The sequence below is a fragment of the Brenneria sp. hezel4-2-4 genome (genome assembly GCF_013155275.1).
GTDB lineage: Bacteria > Pseudomonadota > Gammaproteobacteria > Enterobacterales > Enterobacteriaceae > Brenneria.
The window spans coordinates 169,246-177,184 of record NZ_JABJXS010000008.1 but is presented as its reverse complement, the minus strand read 5'-3'; the positions used below and the strand labels follow the sequence as shown (position 1 = coordinate 177,184).

General features: G+C 53.8%; 6 protein-coding genes. 2 read left to right on the top strand and 4 right to left on the bottom strand.

Going from position 1 to position 7,939, the window contains the following annotated elements; genetic code table 11:
• Nucleotides 1–330: 330 nt before the first annotated feature.
• From hemG to pepQ, 4 genes are read right to left on the bottom strand one after another with little or no spacing between them, the layout of a single operon-like run.
• Nucleotides 331–870, bottom strand: a complete 540-nt coding sequence (gene hemG, locus HOY33_RS15875) for a menaquinone-dependent protoporphyrinogen IX dehydrogenase (RefSeq protein WP_172291108.1) — start codon at nucleotides 868–870, stop codon at nucleotides 331–333.
• Between the two features lie 22 nt (nucleotides 871–892).
• Nucleotides 893–2,344 (bottom strand): Trk system potassium transporter TrkH, encoded by a 1,452-nt coding sequence (trkH, locus tag HOY33_RS15870; protein WP_172291107.1) that lies wholly within the window; start codon nucleotides 2,342–2,344, stop codon nucleotides 893–895.
• A 40-nt stretch (nucleotides 2,345–2,384) separates the two neighbouring features.
• Complete coding sequence (locus HOY33_RS15865) at nucleotides 2,385–2,999, bottom strand: IMPACT family protein (RefSeq protein WP_172291106.1); 615 nt, start codon at nucleotides 2,997–2,999, stop codon at nucleotides 2,385–2,387.
• Complete coding sequence (gene pepQ, locus HOY33_RS15860; RefSeq protein WP_172291105.1) at nucleotides 2,999–4,330, bottom strand: Xaa-Pro dipeptidase; 1,332 nt, start codon at nucleotides 4,328–4,330, stop codon at nucleotides 2,999–3,001. The genes HOY33_RS15865 and pepQ overlap by 1 nt, the downstream gene beginning before the upstream one ends.
• A gap of 185 nt (nucleotides 4,331–4,515) precedes the next feature.
• Here pepQ and fadB point away from each other — a divergent pair, with 185 nt between their 5' ends.
• Entirely contained in the window at nucleotides 4,516–6,705 is a 2,190-nt protein-coding gene (fadB, locus tag HOY33_RS15855) for a fatty acid oxidation complex subunit alpha FadB (RefSeq protein WP_172291104.1), read from the top strand.
• A gap of 11 nt (nucleotides 6,706–6,716) precedes the next feature.
• Nucleotides 6,717–7,880 carry an acetyl-CoA C-acyltransferase FadA gene (fadA, locus tag HOY33_RS15850; RefSeq protein ID WP_172291117.1) on the top strand — a complete coding sequence of 388 codons (1,164 nt, stop codon included), beginning with the start codon at nucleotides 6,717–6,719 and terminating at the stop codon, nucleotides 7,878–7,880.
• Nucleotides 7,881–7,939: the final 59 nt, after the last annotated feature.

Genomic DNA, 7,939 nt, shown 5'->3' with positions numbered 1-7,939 from the left:
TTATTCGTAATGAATTTACTGTCAGTCACTCTTCAAGACTTTTTTATATCGTTTGCCGATATTGTCTTGTGAGTGCCCACACAGATTGTCTGATTAAATTGTTAAAGAGCAGTGCCACAGCAAGCTGTGGCGCGGGCCGCATATGTTATGCAATTCCGCTGTGAAGTCAAGTGATTATTGCCTGACTTCTTACCGTCACCCCAACCGCGTAATCGCCGTTGCCGTGTCAGTGGAGGCGCATTATAGGCACTTCCCCGCGGCTTACAAGCGCTAAATGCAAAAAAGCGACCGAGTGCGTTTTTTTTCGGCAATGCGCGGGAAAAGGCGACACTATGCGCTTTTTTTCTGCGTCAGTTGTCCGAACTCATGAGCGAAACGCGTTACCTGCTCCCAGTCGGTGTATTCTATTTCTTTACTGCTATCTGTTTCGCCGCCGGTCATATGCATAATCAACTGGATCATAACGCGGTCAAACCACCAATAGCGCGGATAGCGCAGCGCACCGGCGAAAACGCCGCAAAGATCCGGTTGCCACGGGGAATTCAGCAAAAACTTCCGCGTATAGGCGTTTGTCTGTAACGATCGTTTTTCCGGTTTGCGAGCCGTAAGATTAACTGAAAAGAAAGCGCTGGGTAGTTCCTGCAAGTAAGTCAGATGCTGCCGGATGAATTTATTTACCGCCGGATTAAAGCGTCCGTATCGTACGGAAGCGCCGATCAAAATCCGGTCATATTTATTCAAGTCGATGTCATTCGTACTCAACAAGCTGATGACATCACACTCCAACGAGCCTTTAAGCGAGTTGGCGATATACGAGGCTATCGCCCTAGTCTGCCCATCCTTACTGGAAAACAATATCAAAGCTTTCATCGTACTATTCCTTTTACCCGTATTATTCCCGCCAGAAAGTTGGCGTAAACAAGACTAAAAGAGTAAAGACCTCCAGACGCCCGAACAGCATAGTCAAAATCAATATCCACTTTGCCGTATCATTCATTGAGGTAAAGTTATCCGCCACGACGCCCAGCCCCGGGCCTAAATTATTTAGCGTAGCGGCAACAGCGGAGAAAGCAGAGAAATCATCCACGCCTGTCGCGATGACCGCCAGCATACTGACAATGAAAACCAGCGCATAAGCGGAAAAGAAGCCCCAAACAGCCTCCAATATCCGCTCTGGCAGCGCGCGCTGGCCCAATTTAATGGTATATACCGCATTAGGATGAACCAGCCTTTTCAATTCGCGCGAACCCTGTAGAAAAAGCAGCAGGATGCGGATCACTTTCAAACCGCCCCCGGTTGACCCCGCACACCCGCCAATAAAAGCGGAGCACAGCAGCAATATCGGCAAAAAAAGCGGCCAGGAAGCGATACTATCGGTGGTAAAACCCGCGGTAGTCGCCATCGAAACCACCTGAAAAAAAGCCTGATTCAGCGTCTGCATACCGCTGACATAAACGTTATGAAACCACAAGACAATAATGCATATCGCAACCAACGACATCTGAACGAAGATGAACATACGGAATTCGGGATCGCGCCAATAAACCTTGAGGCTGCGCCCGCTCAATACCGCAAAGTGGAGACCGAAGTTACAGCCGGAAATCAGCAGGAACACCGCAACGATAGTGTTAATCGTCGGGCTGTTAAAATAACCGATGCTGGCGTCATGGGTGGAAAAGCCGCCAACAGAGACCGTTGAGAAACTATGACTGATGGCATCAAAAATAGGCATCCCCGCCAGCCAGAGTGAAACCGCACAGCCGATGGTAAGGAGCACGTAAATCAGCCATAGCGTTTTCGCCGTATCGGCAATCCGGGGACGCATTTTGTTATCTTTCAACGGCCCCGGCATTTCGGCACGATAGAGCTGCATACCGCCGACACCCAATATAGGCAGGATGGCGACGGCCAGCACAATGATCCCCATCCCGCCAAACCATTGCAGCATTTGCCGGTAGAAAAGAATGGCCTTCGGCAGGGAGTCCAGGCCGACCAGCGTGGTTGCGCCAGTGGTGGTTAACCCGGAGAAAGACTCAAAAAACGCATCGGTGATGCCCAGATTGGGATGCTCCGCAAACAGAAAGGGAAGCGCCCCCACGCTGCCCAGCACCGTCCAGAATAATACGACGATCAGAAACCCTTCCCGCGATTTCAGTTCATGTTTTTGCTTGCGGTTAGGCAACCACAGCACGATGCCGATAACCAGTGCGACTAAAAATGTCTGAGTGAAAGCCCGACCTGCGCCATCGCGATAGATCAAGGCCACCAGACCGGGGATAAACATTGTCCCGGAGAACAGGATAACCAGCAGACCCACAATACGGGTTATGGCGCGCAAGTGCATTGAAGAGTATTCCTTAATCATTCATGAAACAGCGCTGGGATTATTGTGAAATTGGCAATAAATGCAACGAGCCGCGGCTAATATCGCGCAATCTCATTATCGCTTCATCCACGCCCCTGACGGGAATAGCCAGACGCAATGTCACGTCAGCGCCATAGTCGCTGTGCAGTATCCGACCACCAAGATGGTATAGCAACGATTCAATCTGAGGTAGTAAGGCATAGTCACACCGCAAGCCATACTCTTTCTGTAAGACTTTCTCTTGCAGCGTTATTCGCTTTAGCGCTTGTTGAACCCCGCCGCCATACGCCTTTACCAGCCCGCCGGTACCCAATTGGATCCCGCCATAGTAACGCACGACAACCGCGGTAATTTCTCCGACGCCGCTGCCCATCAATTGCGCCAGCATCGGTTTACCGGCCGTGCCGGAAGGCTCGCCGTCATCAGAAAATCCAAGCTGTTGGGAATTGTCCGGCGCACCGGCGACGTATGCCCAGCAGTGATGCCGCGCCGTGGGATGCTGTTCTCTTGCCCGCTGAATAACGTCTTTGGCCGCGTCAACGCCATTCGTCGGCGCCAGCAGGGTGATAAAACGGCTTTTCTTAATTTCCTCACTCAGGCTGACTGGCGCCGCAGGTATCGGGTAGGCCTGCATCAGAGCAACTTCTGGTCGCGAGTCATGTTTTCAATCCGCTGCTCGTGGATAACGATATTGTCTTCGATACGGATGCCGCCAAACTGTTTTAGCGCATCAATCTTCTGCCAGTCAAAATGCTGGCTGAATTTACCTGCCCGCCAGGGTTCGAGCAGCGAGTCGATAAAATAGATACCGGGTTCGATAGTTATGACCATACCGGGCTCAAGTATGCGGGTACAGCGTAAATAAGGATGTCCGGAAGGCGCGGCCAGCTGCGTCCCGCTATCGTCCTGCATAAAGCCCGCGACATCATGTACCTGTAATCCCAGCAAATGCCCCAGGCCATGCGGCAGGAATGGCCCGGTTAAACCGTTTTCCACCATTGATTCTTCGCTGATCCCCTGAATCAACTGATGCGACGCCAACAGTTTGGCGACGCGTTGATGCATTTGAATATGGTAGTCGGTATAGCGCACCCCCGCCTGTATGGTATCAATCAGCCCAAGCTGTTCCTGATTCAGATCCTTCACCAACGCCGCAAAAGCATTGTCGCTTTGTGAGGAATACGTGCGGGTAAGATCGGCGGCATAGCCATTATATTCCGCGCCAGCATCAATCAGGAAACTGCGTACTTCCGACGGAACCTGGTGATCTAACTGAGTGTAGTGCAGTACTGCGGTATGTTCATTCAGCGCCACAATATTGCCATAAGGCACATCCGTATCCCTGTGGCCGGTGGCGGTCAGGTAGGCCAGATTGATATCAAACTCACTCATGCCGGACAGAAAAGCCTCATGGGCGGCACGATGGCCGACAACCGCGGTTTTCTGAGCTTCGCGCATACAGGCTAACTCATAGTCTGTTTTATAGGCGCGATAGTAATGCAGATAATCCAGCACCCCCTGAGGATTAATATTTTCAGCGCCGATCCCCAGACTCAAGGCGCGTTGTGGGGTATAGCCGATATACGCGACTCGTTGACGCGCGGCAGGAAGCAACCGGCCGATATCATCGGCGTTACGCAGAACCGAAATATCCACCTCATCCGTCCAGAAACTTTCCGGAACAGGCGCGACGTTATGCCAGTAGTCCACCGGGGAATAGAACCACAGCTTCGGCGGATTGACGCCATCAATCCATAACCAGCAATTGGGCACCTGAGTCACCGGCACCCAGGCTTTAAATTGCGGATTGACCTTAAAAGGGTAGTCGTGATCGTCCAGGAATACCGTCAATAATTCACCGGAGTGAATCAACAATGCGTCAAGCTGATGACGCGCCAAAACCGCCTGTGCGCGTTGCTGCAACGTAACCAAATGATGGTGATATAAAGAAGCCAGCTTTTCCATAGGTATCCCTGTTTGTCACTGCATTGTCTTTCCATTTTAACACAGCCGTAGTTCAACGGCAGCGCCGGGCGCTTTGTGATCTCTTTGGCAAAAAATTACTCGCTCATTTGCAAATAATTAACATTATAGCCACAATTCGATCATCTGGTCGTACCAGATCACTCATCCTGAATGCGGAGATCACCATGCTTTATCAAGGCGAAACGCTCTACCTTAACTGGCTTGAATACGGCATTGCGGAGTTGGTTTTTTCCGCGCCGGGTTCCGTCAATAAACTGGATACGCATACGGTAGCCAGCCTGGGTAAGGCATTGGATATACTGGCGGAACAGAAAGCATTGAAAGGGCTGTTGTTACGCTCGGATAAATCAGCCTTTATTGTCGGCGCCGATATCACGGAATTTCTCTCTTTGTTCGCCGCGCCGGCCGATAAGCTCCACCAGTGGCTGAATTTCGCCAACGGTATTTTCAATCGGCTGGAAGATCTGCCCGTCCCTACGCTTTCGGCGATTAATGGCTACGCGCTGGGAGGCGGCTGCGAGTGCGTTCTGGCGACCGATTTTCGGCTCGCCTCGGCCGATGCCCGTATCGGCCTGCCAGAAACCAAACTCGGCATCATGCCGGGATTTGGCGGAACCGTACGGTTACCACGCCTGTTGGGCGCAGACAACGCGCTGGAAATCATTGCCGCAGGCAAAGACCTCGGCGCGGCTGAAGCATTAAAAGTCGGTCTGGTACAGGCGGTCGTGGCCAATGAGAAGCTTGTTGCCGCCGCAATGCGGATATTAAAGCAAGCGATTAACGGTGAACTGGACTGGAAAGCCTATCGGCGCCCGAAACTTGAAGCCCTGAAACTCAGTAGCATTGAAGCCGGCATGAGTTTCACCACGGCGAAAGCGATGGTGCTGCAAACGGCCGGTAAACATTACCCCGCGCCAATGACTGCGGTAAATACCATCGAAGCCGCCGCGACGATGGCTCGTGATGAGGCATTGCGGCTTGAGACAAAAAATTTCGTCCCGCTGGCGCATTCCGACGCCGCGCGGGCGCTGGTCGGTATTTTCCTTAGCGATCGGTATGTCAAAGACAAAGCGAAAAAAATCGTCGGCGACATTCAACCACCGGGACAGGCAGCGGTATTGGGCGCAGGCATTATGGGCGGCGGCATCGCCTATCAGTCCGCGTTCAAAGGGGTGCCCATCCGCATGAAAGACATTAACCAAAAACCGCTCACGCTGGGAATGAATGAAGCGGCGACGCTGCTGAACAAACAGATGGCGCGCGGCAAGCTGGACGGTGTGCAAATGGCGGGCATACTGGCGAACATTTGCCCAACGCTGGACTACGCCGGATTTGAACGGATGGATATCGTGGTTGAAGCCGTGGTCGAGAATCCCAAAGTGAAGGCCAGCGTACTGGCGGAAACCGAATCACAAGTCAGCGAGCGCACTATACTGGCATCAAATACCTCAACCATCCCGATTGCGCTGCTTGCCGCCTCATTAAAGCGGCCGCAAAATTTCTGTGGTATGCATTTCTTCAATCCGGTGCACCGTATGCCGCTGGTGGAAATTATCCGTGGCCCGCAGACTGACGAGAAAACCATCGCCCATGTGGTGGCCTATGCCGGCAAGATGGGGAAAACGCCGATTGTCGTCAATGATTGCCCGGGATTCTTCGTTAACCGGGTGCTGTTTCCCTACTTTGCCGCTTTCAGTTTATTGATGCGAGATGGCGCGGATTTTCGTGAGATTGATAAGGTCATGGAGAAACACTTCGGCTGGCCGATGGGCCCGGCGTACCTGCTGGATGTGGTCGGTATTGATACCGCGCACCATGCTCAGGCGGTGATGGCCGAAGGATTTCCACAGCGCATGGCGAAAGATTATCGCGATGCCATTGACGTACTGTTTGAACATCAGCGATTCGGCCAGAAAAATGGCCGAGGCTTCTATCGCTATCAAACGGACAACAAAGGAAAGCAGCGTAAAGAACAGGATGAAAATATCGATAGCCTGCTGACGGCCATCAGCCAGCCACGACGACACTTCAGCGCTGAAGAGATCGTTGCCAGGCTGATGATCCCGATGATTAACGAGGTTGTTCGCTGTCTGGAAGAAGGCATCGTCGATAGTCCGGCGGAAGCGGACATGGCATTGGTGTACGGACTCGGTTTCCCGCCTTTCCACGGCGGCGCCTGCCGCTATCTGGACACGCAGGGCAGCGCCCGCTATGTCGAAATGGCGCAGCGACTGACGCACCTCGGGCCGATTTATCAGGTTCCGGATGGGCTGCGACAAAAAGCCAGCCGCAATGAAAGTTATTATCCCCCTGTCGCGCCGCACGCGGACGTTTCTCAAGGGCAACCAGCATGAGGTCGGAGAATATGGAAAACGTGGTGATTGTCGATGCCGTGCGTACGCCGATGGGCCGCTCCAAAGGCGGCGCATTCCGTCAGGTACGGGCTGAAGATCTGTCCGCTCATCTGATGCGTAGCTTGCTCAGCCGCAACCCTGCGCTTGAGGCGGGCGGCATTGATGATATTTACTGGGGCTGCGTGCAGCAAACGCTCGAACAGGGCTTCAACATCGCCCGCAATGCAGCCTTGCTGGCAGAAATTCCCGCCGCTGTTCCTGCCACCACGGTTAACCGGTTATGCGGCTCCTCTATGCAGGCGCTGCATGACGCGGCGCGCGCCATTATGGTTGGCGACGCTCATGTCTGTCTGATTGGCGGCGTTGAGCATATGGGCCACGTGCCGATGAATCATGGCGTGGATTTCCATCCCGGGCTTAGCCGCACCGTCGCAAAGGCGGCGGGGATGATGGGATTGACCGCCGAAATGCTGGCTCGCCTACATAATATCAGCCGTGAAATGCAGGATCGGTTTGCCGCGCGTTCGCACCAGCGCGCCGCTAACGCAACGACGTCAGGTGCGTTTCGTCAGGAGATAGTCCCGACCGCCGGTCATGACGCCGATGGCGTTTTACAGCGCTTTGACTATGACGAGGTCATTCGTCCGGAAACCACCGCGTCCGGCCTCGCGGCGCTAAAGCCGGCCTTTGATCCGGTTAACGGCACCGTGACCGCCGGCAGTTCTTCCGCGCTGTCCGACGGCGCGGCAGCGATGTTAATCATGAGCGAATCGCGGGCGGCGTCATTGGGCTTGACCGCACGGGCGCGCATTCGTGCGATGGCCGTGGTCGGCTGTGAGCCTTCCATCATGGGATACGGCCCCGTTCCCGCCACCAGGCTGGCATTGAAACGGGCCGGCTTGAGCGTTGCAGACATTGACCTGTTTGAACTGAACGAAGCGTTCGCCGCACAAACTCTGCCGTGCATAAAAGATCTCGGTCTGCTGGAAACCATGGATGAGAAAGTGAACCTTAACGGCGGCGCGATTGCGCTCGGTCATCCGCTGGGCTGTTCCGGCGCCCGGATTTCCACCACGCTGATTAACCTGATGGAAAGCCGCGATGTGCAATTCGGCGTGGCGACCATGTGTATTGGTCTGGGCCAGGGGATTGCCACCGTATTTGAGCGGCCGTAAATACCGTCAGCCATTCAGGCGTAACCAATAAATCACCCCGCGGATCGTCAGGCGGGGTT